Source organism: Arthrobacter sp. K41, assembly GCF_059089645.1.
Genome location: NZ_JBNHEW010000001.1, coordinates 502,652 through 528,072 on the forward strand (window position 1 = coordinate 502,652; position 25,421 = coordinate 528,072).

General features: G+C 65.4%; 22 protein-coding genes. 5 read left to right on the plus strand and 17 right to left on the minus strand.

All coding sequences use genetic code 11. From position 1 onward, the window contains the following. Nucleotides 1-2: 2 nt before the first annotated feature. From alaS to AC5RTE_RS02360, 5 genes are all read right to left on the minus strand, one after another. Nucleotides 3-2,681, minus strand: a complete 2,679-nt coding sequence (gene alaS, locus AC5RTE_RS02340) for an alanine--tRNA ligase (protein WP_494039793.1) — start codon at nucleotides 2,679-2,681, stop codon at nucleotides 3-5. Nucleotides 2,682-2,813: 132 nt separating this feature from the next. Beyond that, nucleotides 2,814-3,056, minus strand: coding sequence for a hypothetical protein (locus AC5RTE_RS02345; RefSeq protein ID WP_494039794.1), 243 nt, complete (start codon nucleotides 3,054-3,056; stop codon nucleotides 2,814-2,816). Between the two features lie 17 nt (nucleotides 3,057-3,073). Then, on the minus strand, nucleotides 3,074-3,448 hold the full coding sequence (locus tag AC5RTE_RS02350) for a DUF948 domain-containing protein (protein ID WP_494039795.1): 375 nt from the start codon (nucleotides 3,446-3,448) through the stop codon (nucleotides 3,074-3,076). A 146-nt stretch (nucleotides 3,449-3,594) separates the two neighbouring features. Then, nucleotides 3,595-4,221 carry a 30S ribosomal protein S4 gene (rpsD, locus tag AC5RTE_RS02355; protein WP_494039796.1) on the minus strand — a complete coding sequence of 209 codons (627 nt, stop codon included), beginning with the start codon at nucleotides 4,219-4,221 and terminating at the stop codon, nucleotides 3,595-3,597. Between the two features lie 169 nt (nucleotides 4,222-4,390). Beyond that, nucleotides 4,391-5,797: a replication-associated recombination protein A gene (locus AC5RTE_RS02360; protein ID WP_494039797.1), complete on the minus strand. Its 1,407-nt coding sequence runs from the start codon at nucleotides 5,795-5,797 to the stop codon at nucleotides 4,391-4,393. 73 nt (nucleotides 5,798-5,870) lie between these two features. On the opposite strand from AC5RTE_RS02360, the gene AC5RTE_RS02365 reads away from it, so the two are divergent. Then, a complete protein-coding gene (locus tag AC5RTE_RS02365) occupies nucleotides 5,871-6,545 on the plus strand; it encodes an acVLRF1 family peptidyl-tRNA hydrolase (RefSeq protein ID WP_494039798.1) in 675 nt (224 codons plus the stop codon). Nucleotides 6,546-6,656: 111 nt separating this feature from the next. On the opposite strand, the gene AC5RTE_RS02370 is transcribed toward AC5RTE_RS02365, so the two are convergent. Next, complete coding sequence (locus AC5RTE_RS02370; RefSeq protein ID WP_494040138.1) at nucleotides 6,657-7,391, minus strand: GNAT family N-acetyltransferase; 735 nt, start codon at nucleotides 7,389-7,391, stop codon at nucleotides 6,657-6,659. A 134-nt stretch (nucleotides 7,392-7,525) separates the two neighbouring features. Further along, the gene (gene aspS, locus AC5RTE_RS02375; protein ID WP_494039799.1) at nucleotides 7,526-9,304 is read right to left on the minus strand and encodes an aspartate--tRNA ligase; all 1,779 of its coding nucleotides are present in this window, start codon (nucleotides 9,302-9,304) and stop codon (nucleotides 7,526-7,528) included. A 109-nt stretch (nucleotides 9,305-9,413) separates the two neighbouring features. On the opposite strand from aspS, the gene AC5RTE_RS02380 reads away from it, so the two are divergent. Then, nucleotides 9,414-10,655: an APC family permease gene (locus AC5RTE_RS02380; protein ID WP_494039800.1), complete on the plus strand. Its 1,242-nt coding sequence runs from the start codon at nucleotides 9,414-9,416 to the stop codon at nucleotides 10,653-10,655. Nucleotides 10,656-10,661: 6 nt separating this feature from the next. Here the strand turns inward: AC5RTE_RS02380 and hisS are convergent, their stop codons facing one another. After that, nucleotides 10,662-12,038: a histidine--tRNA ligase gene (gene hisS / locus AC5RTE_RS02385; protein WP_494039801.1), complete on the minus strand. Its 1,377-nt coding sequence runs from the start codon at nucleotides 12,036-12,038 to the stop codon at nucleotides 10,662-10,664. Between the two features lie 228 nt (nucleotides 12,039-12,266). On the opposite strand from hisS, the gene AC5RTE_RS02390 reads away from it, so the two are divergent. The 3 genes from AC5RTE_RS02390 to AC5RTE_RS02400 all read left to right on the plus strand — a co-directional run bounded on the left by AC5RTE_RS02390 (nucleotide 12,267) and on the right by AC5RTE_RS02400 (nucleotide 15,519). Then, nucleotides 12,267-13,079, plus strand: a complete 813-nt coding sequence (locus tag AC5RTE_RS02390; protein WP_494039802.1) for a peptidylprolyl isomerase — start codon at nucleotides 12,267-12,269, stop codon at nucleotides 13,077-13,079. 66 nt (nucleotides 13,080-13,145) lie between these two features. After that, nucleotides 13,146-14,672, plus strand: a complete 1,527-nt coding sequence (locus AC5RTE_RS02395) for a DUF349 domain-containing protein (RefSeq protein ID WP_494039803.1) — start codon at nucleotides 13,146-13,148, stop codon at nucleotides 14,670-14,672. A gap of 112 nt (nucleotides 14,673-14,784) precedes the next feature. Further along, nucleotides 14,785-15,519: a hypothetical protein gene (locus AC5RTE_RS02400; protein ID WP_494039804.1), complete on the plus strand. Its 735-nt coding sequence runs from the start codon at nucleotides 14,785-14,787 to the stop codon at nucleotides 15,517-15,519. Here the strand turns inward: AC5RTE_RS02400 and AC5RTE_RS02405 are convergent. From AC5RTE_RS02405 to pdxT, 9 genes are all read right to left on the minus strand, one after another. Further along, nucleotides 15,400-17,790 carry a RelA/SpoT family protein gene (locus tag AC5RTE_RS02405; RefSeq protein WP_494039805.1) on the minus strand — a complete coding sequence of 797 codons (2,391 nt, stop codon included), beginning with the start codon at nucleotides 17,788-17,790 and terminating at the stop codon, nucleotides 15,400-15,402. The two genes, AC5RTE_RS02400 and AC5RTE_RS02405, sit on opposite strands and share 120 nt — an antisense overlap. Before the next feature lie 134 nt (nucleotides 17,791-17,924). Next, on the minus strand, nucleotides 17,925-18,947 hold the full coding sequence (gene secF / locus AC5RTE_RS02410) for a protein translocase subunit SecF (RefSeq protein WP_494039806.1): 1,023 nt from the start codon (nucleotides 18,945-18,947) through the stop codon (nucleotides 17,925-17,927). Further along, a complete protein-coding gene (secD, locus tag AC5RTE_RS02415) occupies nucleotides 18,947-20,707 on the minus strand; it encodes a protein translocase subunit SecD (RefSeq protein ID WP_494039807.1) in 1,761 nt (586 codons plus the stop codon). Before secD ends, secF begins: the two co-directional genes overlap by 1 nt. 102 nt (nucleotides 20,708-20,809) lie before the next feature. After that, nucleotides 20,810-21,205, minus strand: a complete 396-nt coding sequence (yajC, locus tag AC5RTE_RS02420) for a preprotein translocase subunit YajC (protein ID WP_494040139.1) — start codon at nucleotides 21,203-21,205, stop codon at nucleotides 20,810-20,812. A gap of 238 nt (nucleotides 21,206-21,443) precedes the next feature. Beyond that, entirely contained in the window at nucleotides 21,444-22,532 is a 1,089-nt protein-coding gene (gene ruvB / locus AC5RTE_RS02425; protein WP_494039808.1) for a Holliday junction branch migration DNA helicase RuvB, read from the minus strand. After that, nucleotides 22,525-23,169, minus strand: coding sequence for a Holliday junction branch migration protein RuvA (ruvA, locus tag AC5RTE_RS02430; RefSeq protein ID WP_494039809.1), 645 nt, complete (start codon nucleotides 23,167-23,169; stop codon nucleotides 22,525-22,527). Before ruvA ends, ruvB begins: the two co-directional genes overlap by 8 nt. A gap of 97 nt (nucleotides 23,170-23,266) precedes the next feature. Then, nucleotides 23,267-23,845: a crossover junction endodeoxyribonuclease RuvC gene (gene ruvC / locus AC5RTE_RS02435; protein WP_104044563.1), complete on the minus strand. Its 579-nt coding sequence runs from the start codon at nucleotides 23,843-23,845 to the stop codon at nucleotides 23,267-23,269. A 68-nt stretch (nucleotides 23,846-23,913) separates the two neighbouring features. Continuing rightward, nucleotides 23,914-24,669: a YebC/PmpR family DNA-binding transcriptional regulator gene (locus AC5RTE_RS02440; protein ID WP_494039810.1), complete on the minus strand. Its 756-nt coding sequence runs from the start codon at nucleotides 24,667-24,669 to the stop codon at nucleotides 23,914-23,916. Between the two features lie 4 nt (nucleotides 24,670-24,673). Next, on the minus strand, nucleotides 24,674-25,384 hold the full coding sequence (gene pdxT / locus AC5RTE_RS02445) for a pyridoxal 5'-phosphate synthase glutaminase subunit PdxT (protein WP_494039811.1): 711 nt from the start codon (nucleotides 25,382-25,384) through the stop codon (nucleotides 24,674-24,676). Nucleotides 25,385-25,421: the final 37 nt, after the last annotated feature.

Below are 25,421 nucleotides of genomic sequence, written 5' to 3' on the forward strand. Positions count from 1 at the left end.
GGTTATCGCCCGGAAATGGCGTCCACGACCGCTGCAAGGGCAGGGGCCACCTTGGCAGCGTCCGTTCCGCCGCCCTGGGCAACGTCGTCCTTGCCGCCGCCGCCGCCGCCGAGGATCCCTGCGGCGAGACGTACCAGGGCACCGGCCTTGACGCCGGCTTCCCGTGCGGCTTCATTGGTGGCAACCAGGATCATCGGGCGGTCGTTCGCGACGCCGGCCACTGCCACCGTGGCGGCCGCTGAACCCAGGCGGTTCCGCAGATCCAGCGCCAGGCCGCGGAGGTCGTCGGCACCGCTGACCTGCCCGGCGTCGTGCGCGATGACGCTGACTCCGGAGGCGTCCCTGGCGCTGTTGACGAGCTGGGCGGCGGAAGCGGCCAGCTGCTCCTTGCGGAGCCTGTCGAGCTCCTTCTCCGTAGCCTTAAGCTTGGCAAGGGTGGCGGCGATCCTGTCAGCCAGTTGACCGGACGGGACCTTGAGCAGGTCGGTCAGTTCCGTCACCAGGGCACGCTCGGCGGCCAGGTGGCGGAACGCCTCCATGCCCACGAAAGCCTCAACACGGCGGTTTCCTGAGCCTACCGACTGTTCGCCCAGGAGGGAGAGGCTGCCGATCAGCGAGGTGTTGGCCACGTGGGTTCCGCCGCAAAGCTCTCGGGACCACGCGCCGTCGATCTCCACAACGCGGACCTCACTGCCGTAGTTTTCACCGAACAGGGCCATGGCGCCAAGGGCCTTGGCTTCAGCCAGTCCCATCACCTTTGTTTCCACGGCGTAGTTGTTCCGGATGGCGAGGTTGGAGACCTCTTCGATTTCCGAACGGGTGGCGGTGCTCAGGCCCTCGCCCCAGGCGAAGTCGAAGCGCAGGTAGCCTGCCTTGTTGTAGGACCCGCGCTGGGTGGCTTCCGGGCCCAGGATCTGGTGGAGTGCGGCATGCACGATGTGCGTGCCGGTGTGGGCCTGCTCGGCCGCGTGGCGGCGTTCGCGGTCAACGGCTGCACGCACCAGTGAGTCCGCCCCGATCTCGCCTTCGCGGACGATGGCCTTGTGGACGCTCAGGCCCTTGAGCGGGCGCTGGACATCGAGGACCTCAACGACGAACCCGTCGCCGGTGATCAGGCCGGTGTCGGCTGCCTGGCCGCCCGCTTCTGCATAGAACGGGGTCTCGGAGAGTACGAGTTCAATTTCGTCGCCCGTGGATGCCTGCTGAACCGGCTGTCCTCCGGTGAGGATGCCGCGTACGCGGGATTCGCCGTCGAGCTCTGTGTAACCGGTGAAGACGGTCTCACCCTGGGCGAGGATTTCCTGGAAGGCGCTGAGGTCGGCGTGGCCGCCCTTCTTGCCTTTGGCGTCGGCCTGGGCGCGCTGGCGCTGCTCCTGCATGAGGCTGCGGAATGCTGCCTCGTCCACTTGGAGCCCGGCCTCCTCGGCCATTTCCAGCGTCAGGTCGATGGGGAACCCGTAGGTATCGTGCAGGGCGAAAGCGTCGGCGCCGGACAGGGGCTTGCTGGCGGCCTTGGATTCCTTGACGGCGTCCTCGAGCCGGGCGGTTCCGGAGGCGATGGTGCGCAGGAACGCCTTTTCTTCGGCGTAGGCGATGCGGCTGATGCGGGCGAAGTCGGTCTCCACTACTGGGTAGACGCCCTTCATGGCATCCCGTGAGGCCGGCAGCAGGTCCGGCAGGCAGGCCTGTTCGACGCCGAGGAGGCGCATGGACCGTACAGCACGGCGGATGAGACGGCGCAGGACGTAGCCGCGGCCTTCGTTGGAGGGGGTCACGCCGTCGGAAATCAGCATCAGTGCAGAGCGGATGTGGTCGCCCACCACGCGCATGCGCACATCGTCGGTGTGGTGCGGGTCGTCAGGCGTTTCAGCGGAGGTGTACTCCTTGCCCGAGAGCTCGGCTGCCTTGTCGATGACGGGGCGGACCTGGTCGGTCTCGTACATGTTCTCGACGCCCTGCAGGATCATGGCCAGGCGTTCCATGCCCAGACCCGTATCGATGTTGCGCTTGGGCAGTTCGCCCACAACGTCGAAGTCCTCCTTGGACCGGACATTTTCGATCTGGTACTGCATGAACACGAGGTTCCAGATTTCGATGTACCGGGTCTCGTCAGCCAGCGGGCCGCCCTCGATGCCGTAGGCAGGTCCGCGGTCATAGTAGATCTCGGAGCAGGGACCTGCGGGGCCCGGCTGGCCGGTGTGCCAGTAGTTGTCGGACTTGCCCATCTTCTGGATGCGTTCGGCCGGAACACCGGTGTTTTTCAGCCACAGTTCCTTGGCTTCGTCGTCTTCTTCGTAGACCGTTACCCACAGCAGTTCGGGTGCGAGGCCGTAGCCGCCGTCGTCCACGCTCTTGGTCAGCAGCTCCCAGGCGAACTTGATGGCGTCTTCCTTGAAGTAGTCGCCAAAGGAGAAGTTTCCGCACATCTGGAAGAAGGTGCCGTGACGGGCGGTTTTGCCCACTTCCTCGATGTCGCCCGTGCGGATGCACTTCTGCACGCTGGTGGCGCGGGAGTAGGGCGGTTCCTCGCGGGCGGTGAGGTAGGGAATGAACGGAACCATGCCGGCAACCGTGAACAGCAGCGAGGGGTCGCTGGAGACCAGCGATGCGGAGGGAACCGCGGTGTGGCCCTTACTGACAAAAAAGTCCACCCAGCGTTTGGTAATCTCCTGCGACTTCATGAGCTGTTTACTTACCCTTCTTGGTCCACACGTGTGCGTGGAAGTTCGTTCTCTTGGCAGTTCCGTGAGCACGGCTACTGCCGGTTGGTTCTGGCAGGCCGAGTGCGGGCTGCGGCCTGGCCGGTTGCCAGGTCAGCGGCGGACGAGTTCTGCGGACTCCACCCCGAGGGCGGCGCGGAGGTCCGTTTCCCGTTCACGCATGCCGTCGCGGATGGCATCGGCGAAGTCGTAGACGCCGTCGGCGAGCCGGCCTACTGCCCGGTTGAGGCCCTGCGGGCCCAGTGTGGACTGCATGCTGGCCTGTGCCTCCGTGACTTTGCGGAGCGCGATGACTCCGATCGCCACGCCGATTCCCATCCAGACAAGTCGTTTCATTTTAGGTTCTCCGGTGTTCAGCGGCTGCGGCGGCCGGCAGCGGGTTTCTTGCGGTTTGCCAGGGCGGTGCGGACGCCGTAGCTGAACGCTGCCACTTTGATGAGCGGCGAGCCAACGGTGGCGGCAACCAGCGAGGACAGTGCCGAGAGGTTTGCCGACGCGTCGGAGACGTTGGAGGAAATGCCGTCCACCTTCTTCAGCTGCTGGTTGGTGGTGGACACGGTGGCCGTGACCTCGTCCATCAGCGGTGTGGCGCCGTCGCTGAGGGACCTGATGGTGGTCCGGACCTCGTCCAGGACTTTGCCCAGCTTCAGGATGGGCACCGCAAGCAGCAGCACCAGGAGCGCAAACACTCCGGCAGCGATCAGGCCGGCAATATCGCCACCAGACATAGACGTTCATCTCCTAGAAATTCTGTGGTTCGTTCCCACCGGCGGACGCGTCGTAAAGCGCATTCCGCGGATGTCCCCCCAAGTACCTTACATACAAAGAAGCCCGCGGCGCTTGCCACGGGCTTCCTTGTATACGCTGCCTGGATTTAGCGTGCGTAGAATTCGACGACCAGCTGCTCTTCGCAGGTCACGGGGACCTCGGAGCGCTTGGGACGGCGGACCAGGCGTGCCTGCAGGGCTTCCAGCTTGACGTCCAGGTATGCCGGGACGGCGGGCAGGACGTCGCGGTGGGCGCCGGCTGCTGCAACCTGGAGCGGAGCCATGGTTTCGCTGCGGCTGTGGACGTGGACCAGCTGGCCCTCGCCGACGCGGAACGACGGGCGGTCAACGCGGATGCCGTCAACCATGATGTGGCGGTGCACAACCAGCTGGCGGGCCTGGGCGATGGTGCGGGCGAAGCCGGCACGCAGGACCAGGGCGTCAAGACGCATTTCGAGCAGTTCGATGAGGTTTTCACCGGTCAGGCCCTTGGTGCGGCGGGCCTCTTCGAAGGCACGGGTCATCTGTGCTTCGCGGATGCCGTACTGGGCGCGCAGGCGCTGCTTTTCGCGCAGACGTACGGCGTAGTCGGAGTCCTGCTTCTTGCGGGCACGGCCATGCTCACCGGGGCCGTACGGGCGGCGCTCCATGTACTTGGCGGCCTTGGGGGTCAGAGCGATGCCGAGGGACCGCGAGAGGCGGGCCTGACGGCGAGCACGAGTGTTGTTAGCCACTTGTGTCCTTCCAATATCTGCGGTGTGTCAGTGTTACTGGCCTCCACGATGGAGAGCATCGGCCAACCGCTGCCTTTTGCTACTGGGCGCAGGCATAACCTTCTCAACGTGAAATTGGGGAGATTGTGCGTCCGCGCCTTGCCAGACAACGTACTATCCTAGCACGGCCCTACTTGCCCCGGACGATCTTCCGCAGCCGCTCCAGCCGCACCGCGATGTCCCGCTCCGCACCGTTGGTTGTGGGCTGGTAATAGTCCTTCCCCACCAGATCGTCCGGCGGGTACTGCTGTGCTGCCACGCCGTGGGGCGCGTCGTGTGCGTACTTGTAGCCAAGGCCGTGGCCCAGCTGCTTGGAACCCGGATAGTGCGCGTCCCGCAGGTGGGCAGGGATGCCGTTCCCCAGCCCGGCGCGGACATCGGCAATGGCTTTGTTGATCCCCATGTAGGCGGCGTTGGATTTGGGGGCTGTAGCCAGGTGCACCACCGCCTCGGCCAGGATGATCCGCCCCTCGGGCATTCCGATCAGCTGCACGGCCTGGGCTGCGGCCACCGCGGTCTGCAGGGCAGTGGGATCAGCCATTCCCACATCCTCCGCCGCGGAGATGACGATCCGGCGGGCGACGAACCGCGGGTCCTCCCCCGCTTCGAGCATCCGCGCCAGGTAATGCAGGGCGGCGTCCACGTCCGAACCACGGATGGACTTGATGAAGGCGCTGGCCACGTCATAGTGCTGGTCCCCTGCGCGGTCATAGCGGACGGCCGCCACGTCAAGGGCCCGCTCGGTGTGCTTCAGTTCCACCTTCACCGTGCCGTCGCTGGCGTCGTCTGCATCGCCGAATGCCACACCGGCTGCAGCTTCAAGCGCTGTCAGGGCCCGCCGGGCATCACCGCCGGAGAGCCTGACGAGGTGCGCCAGGGATTCGTCGTCGAGTTTCACCTGTCCGCCGAGCCCGCGGGAGTCTGCAACGGCGCGCTGAAGGAGCCCCTCGATGTCGGCTTCGGTCAAAGGTTTGAGGGTCAGCAGCAGGGAGCGGGACAGCAGGGGCGAGACCACGGAAAAGGAAGGGTTCTCTGTGGTGGCAGCCACCAGGACCACCCAACGGTTTTCGACGCCGGGCAACAGGGCGTCCTGCTGGGCCTTGTTAAAGCGGTGGATCTCGTCGAGGAACAGGACAGTGGTGGTTTTGTACAGGTCGCGGGCCGTCAGGGCGTCGTCCATCACCCGCCGCACGTCCTTGACCCCGGCGGTGATGGCCGACAGTTCCACGAACTTTCGGCCCGGTCCCCTGGCGATGACGTGGGCAAGGGTGGTTTTCCCCGTCCCGGGAGGACCCCAAAGGATCAGGGAGGTGGGTCCGGCGGGACCGGCAGCGTCCACTCCCGCTGCCAGTTGCCGCAGCGGGGAGCCCTGGCCCAGAAGGTGCTGCTGGCCCACCACCTCATCGAGGGTGCGGGGCCGCATCCGGACCGCCAGCGGGCCGCGCTGCTTGGCGCTTCCGGTGGCGGGGGCGCCGCCGGCGTTAATGGGACCGTCGTCATCATCATTGCCGGGCCCGTGCCCGAAGAGATCTTCCACATAGATAGGCTACTTCCAGTTACCCGGGGGCTTCCGCCCGGAAGCTGCCGCCCTTCAGGGAAAGGATGCCTGCATGTCCTCACGTGCCGCCGCCGGGGGGCCGCGACCGTCCTCTGTCCGCACCGCCTATGTCACGGGCAGCCGCCTTCAAGGCTGGGCGGAGAGGTTCGGCGAGGGGCACGGCGGATTCCAGGTGCGCGATGACGACGACGGCCTGCGCCTTCTGGCGGACGACGGCGCCACAGCACTCCTGCAGGCGCCGTGGCCCGGCGACGGCCGGCCGGGCCGCGGAGCGGACGCCCTGGAAAGGCTCGCCTCCCTCGCGTCCCAGCCCCGCCGGCTCGGCCTGTTGCTGGTCCGGCGTGGAGGCTACGGTGTTGCGGTGGTCAGCGAAGGACTGGTGCTGGCTTCGAAGGTCGGTTCCACCTACGTGCAGTCCCGGTCCGCAGCAGGCGGTCAGTCCCAGCAGCGGTTTGCCCGGCGCCGGTCCAACCAGGCGGATGCACTCGTGGAAACGGTTGCCGGGAACGCGCTTCGGGTGTTCAGCGGAGAATCCTTCGAATACGTGGTTCCCGGTGGCGACAGGGCTTTGGCGGGCTTCGTCCTTGAGCACCCGGCTTTGAAGCATTACGCCGCCCTGCCGCGGCTGGCCTACCTCGACGCACCGGACCCCAAGGCGGCGGTACTGAAAAAGGCCGCAGCGGATGCGTGCTCGGTGCGGATCCAGGTCACCGACCCACCGGCTTAACCCCGGCCATCAACAGACGCGCGCCGCCCAATTCGACGGTTCCCTGCGCGTTCGGCGCTGCCGATCGTCGACTGGGCAGGGAACCGTCGAAACGGCGCAGAGAGATTGAGGTCAGCAGCCCGTCAGCGCCCGCTTGGGCCGCTGCTGGCGGTAGAGGTAGCGGCCCGACTCCTCGAACCCGGCTTCGCTGTACAGCTGCCGGGCACCATGGTTCCCCGCGGTCACCAGCAGCCAGAAGCTGTCCAGGCCGCGTTCTGTCCCTTCGGACAGGAGCGCCTGCAGCACCGTCGAGGCGTATCCCCGCCGGCGGCGCGAGGGGGACGTGGCCATGCAATAGATCCCGCCGGTTCCCTCCACCAGGGCGAGGCGCCCGACGGCGGCCGGGAGGCCGTCGTCGTCCCTCACCAGCGCATAGAGCGATGGGCAACCGGCAAGGATAGTGCGCGCTGTGTCCTGTTCCGCCTGGCCGCCGCGGCCGTCAACGCTCCACCAGAGACCCAGCCATTCCCTGCTTGGCCAGTCCGTGATGCCAACCTTCGCGGACCGTGGAAGCAGGGGCGCGGCTCCGGCCGGCCGGGCCATGATGAGCGTCTCCGACTGGCGGATGAAGCCCTCCTGGTCCAGCAAAGCGTTCAGTCCGGAATTGGCAGGCGTGTCCGTTACCTGGAAAATCAGGGGCAGCCGCCGCTGCCGGTACCACTGGGCCGCCTCGCGCAGCGCAGCCTGGGGCTCTGCGGCAGCCTCCCGCGGCCACACCGAGTTGGCCCGCTGGGTGACTCCTGCGGCAGCCCGGAGGACCCACTCCCCCGTGTCGTAACGCTCGACGGCCGGCCAGGCCGCGTCCATGAGCGTTTCGAAGCCGCCGGTTTCCGTACCACGAACACCTTGGACCACGGGGACTCCTGTCTGCGGACTAATTGTGCTGATAAACCTGAAGGCCCTCCCTGGCGGGAGAGCCTTCAGGTCAAGCGGGTGATGACTTATTTGCCGTCTGCAGGTTTCGCTTCCGGTTTGAAGTCCACGCCGGCTTCCTTGCGCTGCTGCGGGGTGATCGGGGCAGGGGCCGCGGTCAGGGGGTCGTAGCCGTTGCCCGTCTTCGGGAAGGCGATGACGTCGCGGATGGACTCAACACCTGCCAGCAGAGCCACCACGCGGTCCCAGCCGAAGGCGATGCCGCCGTGCGGAGGGGCGCCGTACTTGAAGCCTTCCAGGAGGAAGCCGAACTTGGTCTGGGCGTCTTCACGGTCCAGGCCCATCAGTTCGAAGACCCGTTCCTGGACGTCGCGCTCGTGGATACGGATGGACCCGCCGCCGATTTCGTTGCCGTTGCAGACGATGTCATACGCGTAGGACAGGGCCGACTCCGGGTCCTGGTCGAAGGTTTCCAGGAACTCGGGCTTGGGCGAAGTGAAGGCGTGGTGAACAGCGGTCCACTTGCCGGCCCCGACGGCGACGTCACCGGAGGCGACAGCTGCGGCTGCCGGTTCGAACATCGGAGCGTCAACTACCCAGCAGAAGGCCCAGGCGTTGGGGTCGATCAGGCCGGTGCGGTGGCCAATTTCGACGCGGGCGGCGCCGAGGAGGGCGCGGGCCGCGGACTTCTCGCCTGCGGCGAAGAATATGCAGTCACCGGGCTTGGCGCCGACGGCATCGGCCAGGCCTGCGCGCTCTGTGTCGGTCAGGTTCTTGGCAACCGGGCCGGCGAGTTCGCCGTCTTCCTTGAACAGCACGTATGCAAGGCCCTTGTGGCCGCGCTGCTTGGCGAATTCCTGCCAGCCGTCCAAAGTGCGGCGCGGCTGGGAGGCGCCGCCGGGCATTACCACGGCGCCCACGTACGGAGCCTTAAAGACGCCGAAGTTCGTGTCTTTGAAGAACCCGGTGAGCTCGATCAGTTCCACGCCGAAGCGGAGGTCGGGCTTGTCCGAGCCGTAGCGGGCCATGGCGTCGGCGTAGGTGATCCGCTGGATGGGAGTGGGGATCTCGACGTCGATCAGCTTCCACAGTGCCTTGACGATGTTTTCGCCCAGCGCAATGATGTCGTCCTGGTCCACGAAGCTGGCTTCGATGTCCAGCTGGGTGAATTCCGGCTGGCGGTCTGCGCGGAAGTCCTCATCGCGGTAGCAGCGCGCGATTTGGTAGTACTTCTCGAACCCGCCAACCTGCAGGAGCTGCTTGAAAAGCTGCGGGGACTGCGGCAGGGCGTACCAGGAACCCGGGGCGAGGCGTGCGGGGACCACGAAGTCACGGGCGCCTTCCGGCGTCGAACGGGTCAGTGTGGGGGTTTCAACCTCCACAAAGCCGTCCTGGTGCAGCAGCTCACGGGCAACGCGGTTTGCCTCCGAGCGCAGCCGGAGGTTGCGGGCCGGGCCGGGACGGCGCAGGTCCAGGTAGCGGTGCTTCAGGCGCGCTTCCTCGCCCACTTCAACGTGCTCGTCAATCTGGAACGGAAGCGGCTCGGAAGTGTTGAGGATGACTACCTTATCCGCCATGACCTCGATCTCGCCGGTGGCCAGGGCGGGGTTCTCATTGCCCTCCGGCCGCTTGGCAACGGTGCCGGTGATCTGCAGGACATACTCGTTGCGCAGGCCGTGGAAGACTTCTTCCTCGCGCACCACAACCTGTGCCACGCCGGAAGCATCGCGGAGGTCAACAAAGGCCACACCACCGTGATCACGACGGCGGCCCACCCAGCCAGCGAGGGTTACGGTTTGTCCAATGTGCTCGGAGCGAAGGGATCCGAGGTCATGTGTGCGCAGCACAGCACGCCTTTCTGCGGGGTAACAGCGGGAAGATAAACACGAAGTTTAATAGGATCGTTCGGGGAACGATTCCGTTCGAGTTTACCCGCTGCAAAGGAACTGTCACCGCATGAGCGCGCACCAGCAACTCCAACGAAGGCTCGGCACCTTCGATGCCACCACCATCGGCCTTGGCTCCATGCTGGGCGCAGGCGTGTTCGTAGTCTTCGCACCGGCCGCCGCGCTGGCCGGAAACTTCCTGGTACTTTCGGTGGTCATTGCCGGGGTGGTGGCATACTGCAACGCCGTCGCCTCTGCCGCGCTGGCCGCGAAATATCCCACCAGCGGCGGAACGTACGTTTACGGCCGGGAACAGCTTGGCGAGTGGCCGGGCTTCCTGGCAGGCTGGGGTTTTGTCACCGGGAAAACCGCCTCGTGCGCGGCGATGGCGTTGACGTTCGGCACCTATGCCGCCGGCAGTTACGCAGTACCGGTGGCCATCGCGGCGGTGGGGGCATTGACCGTGGTCAACCTGTTGGGCATCACGAGGACGGCACTGCTGACCAGGATCCTGCTGTGCGTAGTGCTGGCCACCCTGGTGTTCGTCGCCGTCGCCGCCATCATTGGGCCGCATCCAGCCGCGGGATTGGCCGACGCGTCTCCCGGCGGGCCGGCCGGCGTACTGCCCGCCGCGGGCCTGCTGTTTTTCGCCTTCGCCGGCTACGCCCGCATCGCCACACTGGGCGAGGAAGTCAAGGACCCTTCCCGTTCCATCCCCCGGGCGGTCCTGGCCGCGCTGGCTGCCGCCTTCGCCATTTACCTGACGCTGGCGTTGTTGCTGCTCAACCATCTTCCCGGCGGTCAATTGGCCGCCACGAAGACCCCGCTGCTGGAAGCCGTCATGCAGTCACAGCTCGCAGGCGGCGCGCCGGCAGTGCAGGCAGGCGCGGCAGCTGCGTGCCTGGGCGCGCTCCTTGCGCTCATCACGGGCGTTGGCAGAACCACGTTGGCGATGGCCCGTGAAGGTGACCTCCCCCGGCCCCTGGCCCGGGTGGGCGGCAAGCACACCGTTCCATACGTTGCAGAGGTCGCTGTGGCCGCCGTCGTAATCCTGCTCCTGCTGACCACCGACGTTCTGACGGTGGTGGGCTTCTCAAGCTTCGGCGTGCTGGTGTACTACGCCGTGGCCAACGCGTCCGCCTTCACCCTTAGCCCGCACCCGGGGTACGCGCCAAAGTGGCTGAATGCCGTCGGCTTCGTGGCGTGCCTGCTGCTGGCTTTCACTCTTCCGGCGGCCTCCGTGCTGACCATGGCGGGGGTCCTCGCGGCAGGGGTGGCGGGGCGGTGGCTCGTGCTGCGGTTCCGGCGGTAGCAGCAGCTATACGGAGGCTGCTGATGCCACCTGTGCGGTTGCCGCTACCTGTACCGCCAGGTCCTCCACGGGCGGCATCCAGGTTTCCGGATAGGCGATGACCTGTTCACCGGTGCGGATGTCCTTGACCTGGTGCGTGCCGTCCTCGTCGGTGAACCAGACGAAGGGAATCCCGCGGCGGTCGGCGAACTTGATCTGCTTGCCGAATTTCTCCGCCTTCGCCGCCACCTCAGTGGCAATTCCCCGGCCGCGGAGTTGGGCGGCCACGTCCTGCGCCGCACTCCAGCTGTCATCAGAGGTAAGCGCAACCAGCACGACCGTGGGAACGGAGCGTGAAGCCTTGGCCAGGTCCTGGCTGAGAATGCGGGACACCAGCCGGGTGACGCCGATGGACAGGCCCACCCCCGGGAACTTCCGGTTGCCCTTCGAAGCCAGTGCGTCGTAACGCCCGCCGGAGCAGATGGAGCCGAGCTGCTCGTGCCCCACCAGAACGGTTTCCACCACGGTGCCGGTGTAATAATCCAGGCCGCGGGCGATGCTGAGGTCGGCAACCACCTTGCCCGGAGCACGCTGGACAGCGGCCTCGATGACCTGTTCCAGCTCGTTGAGACCCTCGTTCAGCAGCTCATTGCTGATGCCCAGCGCGTGGACCTGTTCCACGAAGGAAGTGTCCTCAGTCCGGATGGCAGCCAGCTGCAGGGCCTTTCGGGCCTGTTCGTCCGTGGCCCCCAGTTCCTCCTTCAGCAACCCGGCCACCTTGTCCGCGCCGATCTTTTCGAGTTTGTCAATGCTCCGCAGGACGCCGGCCGTATCCTCGAGACCGATGCCCCGGTAAAAACCCTCGGCAAGCTTGCGGTTATTGATCCGCAGGCGGAAATCCGGGATGGGCAGGGCGCTCAAGACCTCGGCAATAACCAGCGCGATTTCAACGTCGTAACGGAACGGCAGGTCACCGTCCCCCACCACATCAATGTCCGCCTGCGTAAACTCACGTGCGCGCCCTTCCTGCGGCCGCTCACCGCGCCACACCTTCTGGATCTGGTAGCGGCGGAAGGGGAAGGCAAGGTATCCGGCGTTTTCCACCACGTAGCGGGCGAACGGGACCGTGAGGTCAAAGTGCAGGGCAAGTGCGTGCGGATCCGCTTTCCCTCCCTTGACAGGGTTTTCGCTCTCGTCCTCCTGAAGCCGGCTCAGGCCGTAGACTTCCTTGTCGATTTCGCCCTTGCGCAGTAACTGGCCCACTGTTTCCACTGCCCGGGTCTCGATGGAACCGAATCCATGCAGCTCGAATACCCGGCGCAGCGTGTCCAGAACATGCAGCTCCACCAGCCGCTCCTCGGGAAGCCACTCGGGGAATCCGGACAGGGAAGCGGTGCGTGCCATGGTGGATGTTCTCCTCGTAGGTGTTGTGCCTGGGACTTGCCCGGCGCCGGCGAACAGGCCAGGAACGGCGGCAGTCCAGCCAGTCATGCATAAACTATGTGCGGCAGTCAGTTTATGCATCATCCGCCAGCATCTCTAATGGACGGACCGGCAAGGCTCGGCCGTCAGACCACTGCGCGCCGGAGCCCACACCACGGCTGTGCAGCAGCCCGACAATAAGGAGGACCCTTGCCGGCCAGTTCACGCAGCGCCCGCGAAGCAAAGCGCCGCATCCAGCAAATGGAAGCAAAGCGCGAGCTGCGGCGGGACCAGGAGAAGCGGCGCAGGCGCGACAACCTCATTGCCGCTGGTGCCGGAACCGCCGCCGTGGTGCTCGCCGTCGTACTCCAACTCACCGCTTTTGCCGGAAACCCCACCGAGGAGGAGTTCGCTGCCGCAGAGGCGGGACTGACCAGCCCGTCCCCCTCGGCTCCTGCAAGCCCGGCTGCACAGGCAACCAACGGCCCGAATATCCCCGCTGCCGATACCGCTGCGGGCAAGACCTTCACCGGTGATCTGGTCCTCAACGGAACGTCCCTCGCTGTAGAGCTTGACGGGACCAAGGCCCCGCAGGCCGCCGCCGTCTTCAAGTCCCTCAGCGACGAGGGCTACTACAACGGAAAGACGTGCCACCGCCTCACCACGGGTGAGACCTTCGGCTTGCTGCAGTGCGGCGCCTCAGGCCCCGGGGGCCAAGGCGATCCTGCCTACACCTGGGGACCCCTGGAAAACACCCCCGCTGACAACACTTATCCGGCCGGAACTGTCGCCGTCGCCCGTACCGGCAACAACGCCTTTGGAAACGGGAAACAATTCTTCATCGTCTACAAGGACACCGTGATCCCGGCTGACACTTCCGGCGGCTACACGGTGGTGGGGAGGGTAACATCCGGCCTTGACGCGGTGTCGAACATAGCTGCTGCCGGAATTACGCCGGGCAGCAGCGACACGGACGGCGCACCGGTTGAACCAGTCACGATAGACTCGTTCTCTCTGAAGTAGGAAGCCCGGCCATGGAGCTGCGGTGCAGGACCTGAGCATTTTCCTTCAAGCGAAAGACTTTTAGCGGTGACAGACAGTCAGAAATCCGACGAAACAGCAACAGATGTAACCGAGACGGCGGCACCCACCGCCGGTGGGGAAGTTTCTGTTGCAGCCACCACCCCGGCAGCGGAAGCTCCCGGGGAGAACGCCCCCGAAAGTGGCACCCCGGACCAGCCCTCCGCGGGCAGCGCCCCGGCACCTGCGCCCCGCCCCGCGCCCTCCCCTGCCGCTTTCGCCTCCCGGCCGAAACCCGCCGCCGCACCTGCTGCTGCACCTGTTGCCACCGTTCCCTCCACGTCCTTGGCCGAAGCCTCGAAATGGGGACGCGTTGAGGGCGACGGGCACGTATTCCTGAATATCGACGGCGGCGAGCACCCGGTGGGCCAGTACCCGGACGTCAGCGACGAAGAAGCTCTGGCGTACTTCGCCCGGAAATACGACGACGTCGTGGCCCAGATTGTGCTGCTCGAGCAGCGCGTCAGCTCCAAGGCCCCGAGCACCGACATGCAGAAGACTGTCACGCACCTCCGCGAGCAACTGGCGGAACGGAACATGGTCGGCGACCTCCGGTCCGCCGAGGCGCGCCTGGACAAACTCTCCACCCAGATCGCTGAACTGGAAAAGGCGGAAAAGGCCGAGCACGACGCCGTCCGCGCCTCCGAGCTTGCCGCCCGTGAAGCCATTGTGGCCGAAGCCGAGCAGATTTCCGGCCAGGATCCGGCCCAGACCCAGTGGAAGACCTCAAGCTCCAGGATGAACGAGCTCTTCGAGAGCTGGAAAACTGCCCAGAAGAGCGGAGTCCGCCTGGGCCGCAGCAACGAGGACGCCCTCTGGAAGCGGTTCCGTGCAGCACGCACCGTTTTTGACCGCCACCGCCGCGCCTACTTCTCGCAGCTGGACAGCAACAACTCCGCTGCCAAGTCCGCCAAGGAGAAGCTGATCGCCGAAGCGGAAGCGCTGTCCTCCTCGACTGACTGGGGTTTTGCCGCCGGCGAGTACCGCCGCCTGATGGACCAGTGGAAGGCCTCCCCGCGGGCGAGCCGCAAGGACGACGACGCCCTGTGGGCACGGTTCCGCGCCGCCCAGGACGTCTTCTTCACCAACCGCCAGGCCGCCAACGACGAGATCGACCAGGAGTACGCGGCCAACCTCACCGTCAAGGAAGCCCTCCTCGCCGAGGCCAACGCGATCCTCCCGGTCAAGGATTTAGCAGCCGCTAAAAAGGCTCTTCAGTCCGTCCGCGACCGCTGGGAAGAAGCCGGCAAGGTTCCGCGCGCAGACATGGGCCGTGTCGAGGCTGGACTGCGGAAGGTTGAGGATGCAGTGCGCCACGCCGAGGAAGAGCAGTGGCAGCGTTCAAACCCCGAGCGGAAGGCCCGCACCAACAGCGCCCTCTCCCAGCTGGAATCCGCGATAGCGGGCCTGCAGGACGATCTCGCCAAGGCTGAAAAGACGGGCGATCAGCGCAAGATCAAGGCCGCGCAGGAAGCTCTGGAGGCGCGCCAGGCCTGGCTTGACCAGATCCAGCGCTCGGCCAGCGAACTCTCCTAGGTCAGTCGCCTGCCTCACGCAGGCTTCCGGCTCTGACAGGCCCGGCTCCGGTTATCCACATATCCGGAGCCGGGCCTGTGCCTGTTAATGGCGGGAACGGCAGGATGGGCCAATGGCGAATCCCCCACCTCCTCCCTCCGCCGCCCGTGGCACGGACCACCAGGGAGGCGAAACAGCACCCCGCTTTCCGGAGCTGTACGCCCCTGGCATGCCTTTCACTTCCCCCGAGCTGCAGTCCCTGGCCTCGGACGGGCTGCTGGAACGTTTCCACCAGCACGGCTATACCGTCCCCGGAGCCACAGCTACTCCGCAGCTGCGTGCCCGGGCAGCAGCGGGGGTCGTGCCCGCGGCTGTGCGCCAGCGCGTGGTTGCAGGGCGTATGACAGCTGCATGGATCTACGGCTGCGCGGGCGAACCGGACCGGCTGGCCCTTCTGGTGGACGCCAAAAGGCGGGTTTCGAGTTTGCGGAACACCAGGGGCTGCACCCTGCATGAGGTGAAGCTGGGCCCCTTCGACGTCGTGAGCATGGGCGGCCTGATGGTGTCCAGCCCGTTGCGGACTGCCCTGGACGTTGCCCTGCACGTCGAAGCCGAACGCGCCATCCCCACCCTGGAAGGGCTGCTGGCCCGCCCGCAGAATGACGTGCGCCTGCGCCTGCTGGTTCTTGCCATTGAGGCCAGCCCCCGCGTCCCCTACAAGAAGGCCGCGTTGGAGAAGCTGGCCCGCTTAGCTCCGGCGTTTGTTTCCGGTGGTGCGGTAGACGTCGAAGACCCCGTCGATGCGGCGGACGGCGCTGAGGACGTGGTGCAGGTACTTGGGGTCGCCCATCTCAAAGGCGAACTTTGAAATGGCTACCCTGTCCGTGGAGGTGTGCACGCTGGCGGCAAGGATGTTGACGTGGTTTTCGGACAGCACGCGCGTGACGTCGGAAAGCAGGGACTTGCGGTCCAGCGCCTCCACCTGGATCTCCACCAGGAACACGCTGGACTGCGTCGGGGCCCAGTCCACGTCCACAATCCTGTCCGGCTGATCCTTCAGGTCCGAGATGTTGGTGCAGTCGGTCCGGTGCACGGACACGCCCGAGCCCCTGGTCACAAAACCGAGGATGGGATCAGGGGGCACCGGGGTGCAGCAGCGGGCAAGCTTCACCCAAACGTCACCGACTCCGCGGACCACAACACCGGAATCGGAGAACCGGGCCTTGGTGACCTGGGTGGGCACGCTGACTTCGGTGATGTCGTCGTCAGTGCTTTCATTCCCGCCGAGGCTTTCGACGAGCTTCTCCATGACGGACTGGGCGGAGGTGTGTCCGTCCCCTACACCGGCATAGAGGCCGGAAATGTCAACGTACTTGAACTCCGCTGCCACTGCGGCCAGGGCCTCATGCGTCATCAGGCGCTGCAGCGGAAGGTTCTGCTTCCGCATGGCCCGGGTCAGGAGTTCCTTGCCGCGGTCGATCGCCTCTTCGCGGCGTTCCTTGCTGAACCACTGGCGGATCTTGTTGCGCGCCCTGGCGCTCTTGACGAAGTGCTGCCAGTCCTGGCTGGGTCCTGCCCCTTCGGCCTTCGAGGTGAAGATTTCCACCCAGTCGCCGTGGTTCAGCTCGCTGTTGAGCGGCACCAGTTTCCCATTGACGCGTGCGCCGATGGTCCGGTGTCCCACCTCTGTGTGAACCGCGTACGCAAAGTCCACCGGGGTGGACCCTGCCGGCAAAGCCATGACTTCACCCTTGGGCGTGAAAACAAACACCTCACGGGCGTTAATTTCGAACCGCAGCGAATCCAGGAACTCGCCGGGATCGGAAGTTTCCTGCTGCCAGTCCACCAGGGACCGCAGCCATCCCATGTCACCGTCGCGGGGGCTGCCCGGACCGACCGCAGTCCGGTTGGGCTGGTCCTTGTACTTCCAGTGCGCAGCCACACCGTACTCCGCGCGTCGGTGCATCTCGTGGGTCCGGATCTGGATCTCCACCGGCTTCCCGCCCGGGCCGATCACCGTGGTGTGCAGCGACTGGTACATGTTGAACTTGGGCATCGCGATGTAGTCCTTGAACCTGCCCGGCAAGGGGTTCCAGCGCGAGTGCATGGTTCCGAGGGCCGCGTAACAGTCCCGCACGGAATCCACCAGGACCCGGACACCCATGAGGTCATTGATGTCGTCGAAGTCTTTGTCGCGGACAACCATCTTTTGGTAAATCGAGTAGTAGTGCTTGGGCCGGCCGGTGATGGTCGCCTTGATCTTGGCGTCCCGGAGATCCTCGGTGATCTGGTCGCGGATGACGCTTAGGCTCTTTTCCCGCTCGGGCGTCCGGTCCCCCACCATGCGAACGATCTCTTCGTACACCTTGGGGTAAAGGGCCGCGAAGGAGAGATCCTCAAGTTCCCACTTGATGGTGTTCATACCCAGCCGGTGCGCCAGCGGGGCGAAAATTTCCAGGGTCTCGCGCGCCTTGCGGGCGGAGGATTCCGCAGAGACGAAACGCCACGTGCGGGCGTTGTGAAGGCGGTCTGCCAGTTTGATCATCAGCACCCGGATGTCCTTGGCCATGGCCACGACCATCTTGCGCACGGTCTCGGACTGGGCTGCCTCGCCGAAGCTGACCTTGTCCAGTTTGGTCACGCCATCCACAAGCATGGCCACTTCGGGACCGAAGTCCCGCTTCAGGTCCGCAAGCGTGTAGGCGGTGTCCTCGACCGTATCGTGCAGGAGGGCCGCCGCCAAAGTGGTCCCGCTCAGTCCCAGTTCGGCGAGGATGGTGGCAACTGCCACCGGATGGGTGATGTAGGGATCGCCGCTCTTGCGCTTCTGCCCCCGGTGGCTCTGTTCCGCCACGTCGAAAGCACGCTGGATCAGGTCAAAATCCTCTTTGGGATTGTTGGCCCTGACCGTCCGCAGCAGCGGCTCAAGGATCGGAGAATAATTTGCGGCACCACGTCCGGTCAGCCGCGCGAGCCTGGAGCGGGTACGTTCCCGCCGGCCGGGGAAAGTGGGGCGTGAGCCGGAGTTATCCACCGGGACCAGCGAACCTGAACGCGCGGAAGCGGCCGCGCCGGTCTGCAGTCCGGCAGGACTTTTATCTCCCTGTGCCGTTGGCACGGACGCCGAACGTTCTTCCAATGAAGCACCCCTCACCACCGTTTAATTACTTCAGTCTATTCCCCCGCCCGCAGACTTTTTAAACGGGCCGCCGGTTAAACAGGACGGCCGGGCAGCGTCAGCATTCTGACACTGCCCGGCCGGCGGGAAGCGGCTCAGGTCTGGGCCGGCTCCACAACCGTCGATCCGGACCTGGAAGAGGCCTCGGCCCGACGGTGCTCCACGCGCTTTGCCTGCCTGGCCAGGTCGGGCTCGTTCTGCCGCAGCCAGGCATACATGGGAGCTGCCACGAAGATCGTGGCTGCGGTTCCGATCAGGATGCCGACGAACAGCGCGAGGGAGAGATCACGCAGTGTTCCGGCGCCCAGCAGTCCGGCGCCGATGAACAGGATGGCGCCAACGGGCAGGATCGCCACCATCATGGTGTTGATCGAGCGGACCAGGGTTTGGTTCACGGCCAGGTTGACTTCCTCAGCGAAGGTACGCCGGGTGGATGCATCCAGGTCTGCGGTGTTCTCGCGGATTTTGTCGAAGACCACCACTGTGTCATAAAGCGAGTAGCTCAGGACGGTCAGGAACCCGATGATGGCGGACGGAGTGACTTCGAAATCGCTGAGGGCATAAACACCGGCGGTAACGAACATCGTGACGGCCATGCCGGCGATAGCCGAGAGGGACATCTTCCAGGTGCGGAAGTACAGCGCCATCAGCACCGCAGCCAGGAGCACAAAGATCACCAGGCCGATCAGGGCCTGCTTGGTGACGTCAGCACCCCACGTGGGACCCACGAACGTTGATGTCACTTCGTTGTCCGTGACGCCATAGGCCGAAGTCAGGCCTTCCTTGATGCGGAGGGTCTCGTCATCGGTGAGTTTGTCGGTCTGGATCCGCATGGTGGTTCCGGCCACGTTTGCTACGCGGGGAACGCTGCCTTCCACCACGTCGGTGACGGCCTTTTCACCTACGGCGGCGTCAGTGGTCCTCACGTTCGAAACCGTGAACTCAGATCCGCCGCGGAACTCGATACCCAGGTTGAAACCGCCCTTGGCAAGCGGAATAAGGATGGACAGGGCAACGGCAACCGCCGCAATGATGAACCAGATCTTTTTCGCGCCCACAAAGTTGTAGGAGCGCTTGCCCGTGTAGAGCTCGTTGCCGAAATTCGCGAAGCTTGGCATTACTTGTTCTCCTTCGCTGCAGACTTCGAGGAGCCTGCGAGCTGCTCCTGCTTCTGCGCCATGCGGCGTTCGGCAATGGTCATCCGGCGTTCCGCTTCGGCTGCGGCACCGGAATTCTTGGCGCGGACAACCTGGGCAGGCTTGTCTTCCGGGGTACGGATCCGGCCTGCGCCGCGGTAAAGCGGCACGGCGCCGAGGCGCTTGGGGTCAAGGCCCGAGAAGCGGTGTCCCTCGCCGAAGAACTTCGTGCGCGCCAGCAGCTGCAGCGTGGGGTGGGTGAACATAAACACCACAATGAGGTCGGCGATGGCGGTGAGGCCCAGCGTGAATGCGAACCCGCGGACGTTGCCCACAGCCACGAAGTACAGGACCAGGGCGGCAAGGAGGTTGACGGCCTTCGAGGCAAGGACGGTCCGCTTAGCCCGCTTCCAGCCGTTTTCGACGGCGGAGACCAGGCCGCGGCCTTCACGGAGCTCATCGCGGATGCGCTCGAAGTAGACGATGAAGGAGTCTGCAGTCTGGCCGATGGCGACGATGATGCCCGCGACGCCGGCCAGGGACAGCCGGTAGTTTTCGGTCCAGCCCAGGATGGCGATGGCAAGGTAGGTCAGGATGCCGGCAACCACCAGGGAGGCGATGGTCACGAATCCCAGGGCCCGGTACTGGAAGAGGGAGTACACCACCACCAGGAGCAAGCCGATTACACCGGCGAGGAGGCCCATGCGGAGCTGTTCGCCGCCGAGGGTTGCAGAGATCTGCTGCTCACTCTGGATTTCGAAGCTGATGGGCAGTGCGCCGAACCGAAGCTGGTCCGACAGGGCTTTGGCGCTCTGTTCCGTGAAGCCGCCGGTAATCTGGGGCCGGCCGTCGGTGATGACAGCGAGCGAACGGGGAGCTGAGATGACCTGGTCATCGAGCACAATGGCGAACTGGGCCTTGGGGTCGTTGCCCGAGTCGCCGCCGGCAGCCACGTAGAACTGGTTCAGGCGTTCGGTGACCTCTTTGAACTTCGCTGTGCCTTCGTCGTCGAACTGGATGTTGACGGCCCACTCGTTCGTGACGGCACCCTGGGCGCCCTGCTGGAGCTGGAAGGAGGACGTGACGATGTTGCTGCCCTTGACCTCTACCGGACCAAGGATGTACTTGATGGCGGGGTTTGTGCCGGAAGCAGGCTCACACGTCACCAACGGCTTGGCCGGATCGGAGCGTTCCTGCTCGTCCTGGGACGGGTTGTCGCAGTCGAGGGCTTCGAACTGCCGGTAAATCTCCGGAGTGATCCAGTTCGTGTCGCTGCTGTTGGCAGGTTCCGCCGTCGGCTTGGGGAGCTGGTCCTCGGGGGCCCGCGACTCCTCCGGGACGGGTGCACCGGCGCCGTTGAGAAGGACAGGGCGGAAGTTCATGTCGGCGGAGGCCTGGATCAGGTCGCGCGTCTGGGTAGACGGGGTGCCCGGAAGGCTGACCACCACGTTGCGCCCCGACTGGGTGCTGATTTCGGCTTCAGCGACGCCGGAACCGTCCACGCGCTGGCGGATGATCGCCACAGCCTGGTTGAGCTGTTCTTCATTGATGTCCGAACCGCCCTCCACCTTCGGCGCCAGGATCATCTGTGTGCCGCCTTCGAGGTCCAGCGCCAGCTTGGGCGCCCAGCTCGCCTGGCCGGCCATAGTGCCGCCTGCCAGGACAGCAGTCAGCACGGCGAGGATTACGCCGAGCCAGACCAGGACCCTGAGGCCTGGTTTCCTAGAACCAGTTCGTGCCATTGTTGATCTTTCTCTTATTCACGGAGGAACCGCCGGTGCCTGCCTGTTGCCGGCACCGGCGGCCTTCCGCAGCCGTAGAGGTGTTTTACAAAACCAGCGGGACTAGCTGTCCTTTTTGCCCTCATCGCTGAGGCGCTTGGGGGTCTCGTCCGGGGTTTCAGCGGTAACAGCGGAACTGCCGGTCTCCTGGGCGGTGAGGGATGAAGCGTCATCCGGCACGGCGGGGGCAACGGTGTCCGGCGCTGCTGCCGGCTCCACGATCTTTGTAACGGCCTGGCGGTGTACGGTGGCGAGGTTGCCCGGGGAGAGTTCCAGGGTGACCTTGTTCTCTTCATCGTCGATGGCGACAATACGGCCGAACAGCCCGAAGCTGGTCATTACCTCAACCCCCGGCGCGAACTGCGACTGGAGCGCCGCCTGCTGCTGCTGGGTCTTCTTGTTCCGGCGGAACATCATGAAGATGAAGACGCCGAGCATGGCGAACAGCAGGATCGACATGATGTCAATGCCGCCGCCGGGCTGCGTAGTGGTGGTCTGGGCAGTGATATGTCCGAACACGGGGAAGTTCCATTCTGTACTTGCGTAGAGCTGATTGACAGCGCCGTCCGCTTTGAACGTGTGGTCTGGCGCGAAGCGCCATCCGTCCACGGGCTGCTGGTAGTGCTGCCTGCGGGAACAAAGACCCGAACGTGCCGAGCGTCATACCAGTCTAAAGGGAAAAACTGAACGGAGCCTGTTATTCGCCTTGCGGGGCCCAGTCTTCGCCGGGGCCGGCGTCCTCACCCGCCGTATCAAACAGGTCCAGTGGCTCCTGCCCGAAGACGCCTGCGGGGACGGCGTAGCCGAGGTGGGTCCAGGCCGGGGCCATGGCGATCCGGCCCCGGGGTGTGCGGCCCAGGAGACCCTCGCGGACCAGGAACGGTTCTGCCACGGTTTCCACCGTTTCGGTTTCTTCCCCGACGGCGATCGCGAGGGTGGAGAGACCGACGGGGCCGCCGCCGAACTTGGTGATCAGCGCCTCCAGGACCGAGCGGTCCAGCCGGTCCAGGCCTTTCTTGTCCACTTCATACATATCCAGTGCTGCGGATGCCGCCCGCGCGTCAATCTGTTCGATGCCATGAACCAGGGCCCAGTCACGGACCCGCCGCAGGAGCCGGTTGGCAATGCGGGGCGTGCCGCGCGAACGTCCGGCGATTTCGCTGAACCCGGCAGAGTTCACCTTAAGGTCCAGCAGCCCGGCCGAGCGCCGCAGGACCAGCTCAAGTTCGGCAACGGAGTAGAACTCCAGGTGCCCGGTAAAGCCGAAGCGGTCCCGGAGCGGCCCGGGCAGCAGGCCTGCCCGGGTGGTCGCGCCCACCAGCGTGAACGGCGGAAGTTCGAGGGGAATGGCCGTGGCGCCGGCTCCCTTGCCCACCACGATGTCCACCCGGAAGTCCTCCATGGCCATGTAGAGCATTTCTTCTGCCGGCCTGGACATGCGGTGGATTTCGTCCAGGAACAGGACTTCGCCCTCGGACAGGGAGGAGAGAATGGCCGCGAGGTCTCCGGCGTGCTGAATGGCGGGGCCGCTGCTGATCCGCAGCGGGGCGTTCATCTCGGAGGCCACAATCATGGCCAGCGTGGTCTTCCCGAGGCCCGGAGGGCCGGAAAAGAGCACATGGTCCGCGCTTCTCCCCCGCATGCGGGAAGCCTGCAGCACCAGGGACAGTTGCTTGCGGACCCGGTGCTGGCCCACGAAGTCGTGGAGGTTTTTGGGCCGGAGCGCGGCCTCAATGGCCCGCTCCTCGGGTTCCTCCCCGGCGGCCACCACTGACGCTTCAGCCACGGCTGCCTACGCGGTTGCCGGCGCGAGCACCGTCCTGGCCCAGCCAGCGAAGGGTGGTCCGCAGGATCTCCGGCACGTTGCCGCGGAAGGACACCTCGGGGTCATCGGCCAGTGCCTTGTCGATACTTGCCGAAGCGTCTTTCTCGGACCAGCCGAGGCTGGTCATGGCCGCGACCACCTGCGGCTTCCAGGCGGCCTCGGCAGCGGTGGGGGCACCGGCCGAACCGGCCGTGCCGTGCGGAACCAGCTTCCCCGCGAGCTCCAAAACGATCCGGCCGGCCACTTTGGGGCCGATGCCCGGGACTTTCGTAAAAGTTTTACTGTCGCCTGTGTGTGCCGCAACCCGGATTGCCTCCGGATCATGCACGGCGAGGACCGCCAGTGCCAGCCTCGGGCCCACCCCGCTGACACTGAGCAGGACATCAAAAACTTCGCGCTCGTCGTCGGACGCGAAGCCGAAGAGGGTGAGCGAATCCTCCCGGACGATCAGGGAAGTGAACAACTGGCCCTCCTCGCCCGTGCGGAGCCGGCTGAGGGTCTGGGGCGTGGCATTAACGCTCATGCCCGCGCCGTTGAGGTCGATGACGGCCGTGGACAGCCCCACGTGCGCTACGGTTCCGCGAAGGAAACTGATCAAGGGGCTGGCTCCTGGTGTACCGCCGGGCTGCCCATGGGAGAGGCTGGACCGGCTATCCGAACATATCTACGAATACCCTAGCAAGCGGCCAGGACAATCAGCGTGCGCGCCGCACCTTGGCCTCGGCTTCTGCCCACGCCCTTTGCGCCGGCGTCAGCGAGGAACTGCCCGGCCCGGTGGTGGCAACGGCGGCACCGCTGCCGGCACGCCACGCGTGCGTGATGGCCAGTGCCAGCGCGTCCGCAGCGTCGGCCGGGCGGGGCGGTGCGTCCAGCCGAAGGATCTTGGTGACCAGCTTGGTCACCGCATCCTTGTTGGAATTGCCGCTGCCGGTGACGGCAGCCTTGACTTCCGACGGCGTGTGCAGCGCCACCGGGATCCCGCGCCGCGCCGCCGCGGCAATTACTACCCCCGACGCCTGGGCGACGCCCATCACCGTGCTGACGTTGAGCTGGGAAAAGACCCGCTCGACGGCGAGGACCTGGGGTTCGTAGCGGTCCAGCCACTCGTCGATGGCCAGGGCGATCACCAGGAGCCGCTGATCGAGGGTCTCCTCGGGAGAGGTTCCCACCACACCAACGGCCACCATGGTGGCGCGCCTGTTCCGTTCCACGTCCACCACGCCGATGCCGCAGCGGGTCAGTCCGGGGTCAACGCCCAGTACACGCAGTGTCACGTGCACCCGGCTTCAGCGGGCATCCCGGTCTTGCGAGGCGGGACGGATTCAGGGGGCAAGGCCGGGCGTCACTCGGATTCCAGGGCAGCCTGGACTTCGTCGCTGAGGTCGGCGTTGCTGTAGACGTTCTGGACGTCGTCGAGGTCCTCCAGGGCGTCAACGAGCTTCATGAACTTCCTGGCGGCTTCAAGGTCCAGGGGCACTTCCATGGACGGAACGAATTCGGCCTCGTCCGTGTCGTACTCGATCCCTGCCTCCTTGAGGGCATCCCGGACGGCCTGGAGGTCCTTAGGATCGGAGTGGATCTCGAACGAGTCGCCGTTGTCCTTGACTTCCTCGGCACCGGCGTCGAGGACAGCCATGAGGACGTCATCCTCGGTGAGGTCCTTCTTCGGCAGGGACACCACGCCCTTGCGGCTGAAGAGGTAGCTGACCGAGCCGGGGTCGGCGATGGTGCCGCCGTTGCGGGAAATGGCCAGGCGGACTTCCGAGGCGGCGCGGTTCTTGTTGTCCGTCAGGCATTCGATGAGCAGCGCCGAACCCTGCGGGCCGCGGCATTCGTACATGATCTCGGTGTAGTCGACCACTTCACCGGTGAGCCCGGCGCCGCGCTTGATGGCGCGGTCAATGTTGTCAGCCGGAACAGAAGTCTTCTTGGCTTTGGTCACGGCCAGTTCGAGGCCCGGGTTGCCGGAAAGGTCCGGGCCGCCCATGCGGGCAGCGACTTCGATGTTCTTGATCAGTTTGGCGAACGACTTTGCACGGCGGCTATCGAGGATGGCCTTCTTGTGCTTCGTCGTTGCCCATTTGGAGTGGCCTGACATGCTTCTACGCTTCTCCTCTGATCATGCGGATAAAAAGTTCGTGTACGCGTTTTTCCCCAGTCACTTCCGGGTGGAAGGAGGTGGCCAGCAGGTGGCCGGAACGCACTGCAACAATTCTAGCCGTCCCCGGCAGCGGGACGGCGTGGGACGCGTGCTCCGGATCCGCGGGTTCCACCTGGGCCAGGATTTCCACCTCCGGGCCTACGCGTTCCACCCAGGGGCCACGGATGAAGACGGCGTGGACGGGAGGAACGCCGGCATCGGTGGCGCTGAAGTCCAGTCCCTTAAAGTCCAGGTCCGTTTCGAAGGATTCCCGCTGCCGGCCGAACGCGTTGCGCCGCACCGTGATGTCCAGCCCGCCAAACGTCTGCTGTGGTGCCCCGGAAAGGTCGGTGGCGGGGTCGGCGATGTCCGTGGCGAGCAGAATCATGCCGGCGCAGGAGCCGTATACAGGCAAACCGCCGGCGATGCTGTCCTGGATGGGTCCGGCCAGGTCGAAGGCACGCGCGAGTTTGTCGATGGCGGTGGATTCGCCGCCGGGAATAACCAGGCCGTCCAGGCCGTCCAATTCCTTCGGGCGGCGGACGCCAACGCCCTCGGCTCCGGTTTCTTCAACAGCACGAAGGTGCTCGCGGAAGTCTCCTTGGAGTGCCAGCACGCCTATGCGCAGGCCGGCACCCAGGCGCGCGGCAGCCGCTGAAGGGGGATTTGTCATCCATCCAGCATACGGGCCGCGGCCTCTTTGGCCTGCC